General features: G+C 71.9%; 2 protein-coding genes. Both read right to left on the minus strand.

Features of this window, described 5'->3' with window-relative positions; translation table 11 throughout:
- On the minus strand, positions 1–221 hold a 221-nt coding region (locus KUM32_RS43025), incomplete at its 3' end, for an HAD family hydrolase (RefSeq protein ID WP_217146979.1).
- Positions 218–695 (minus strand): aminoacyl--tRNA ligase-related protein (locus KUM32_RS43030; RefSeq protein ID WP_308408863.1); only part of this gene is annotated, 478 nt, incomplete at its 5' end. The genes KUM32_RS43025 and KUM32_RS43030, both read right to left, overlap by 4 nt.

A 695-nucleotide genomic window follows, 5' to 3' on the forward strand; every position in this document is an offset into this window, starting at 1 on the left:
CCGCACACCGCGAGGCCCTGGTAGCCGAGGTCGTCCAGTATGTGCCGGGTCCAGCGCACGGCGCGGCCGGTGACCACGATGTGCAGGGCGCCCGCCGCCGTGGCGCGCTTGAGCGCCGCGCGGGTGCGCTCCGAGATGGTGTGGTCGGAGCGCAGCAGCGTGCCGTCGAGGTCGGTCGCTATGAGCTGGTACGGAAGGGGTGACGCGGGCGCGGCGCTCACCGGGCGACCGGCTCGAGCACCTCGCGCCCACCGAGGTAGGGGCGCAGCACCGGCGGGACGGCGACCGAGCCGTCCGGGCGCTGGTGGTTCTCGAAGATCGCGACGATGGTGCGGGGCACGGCGCACAGCGTGCCGTTCAGCGTGGCCAGCGGCTTCACGTGCTTGCCGTCGCGCATCCGCACCGCGAGGCGGCGGGCCTGGAACTCGTCGCAGTTCGACGCGGAGGTCAGCTCGCGGTACTTGCCCTGGCTCGGAATCCACGCCTCGCAGTCGTACTTGCGCGAGGCCGAGGCGCCGAGGTCCCCGGTGGCCACGTCGATCACCTGGAACGGCAGCTCAAGCCCGGTCAGCCACTGCTTCTCCCAGTCGAGCAGCCGCTGGTGCTCGGCCTCGGCGTCGTCCGGCGCGACGTAGGAGAACATCTCGACCTTGTCGAACTGGTGCACCCGGAAGATGCCGCGGGTGTCCTTGCCG

The sequence above is a fragment of the Streptomyces sp. AC627_RSS907 genome (assembly GCF_019049165.1).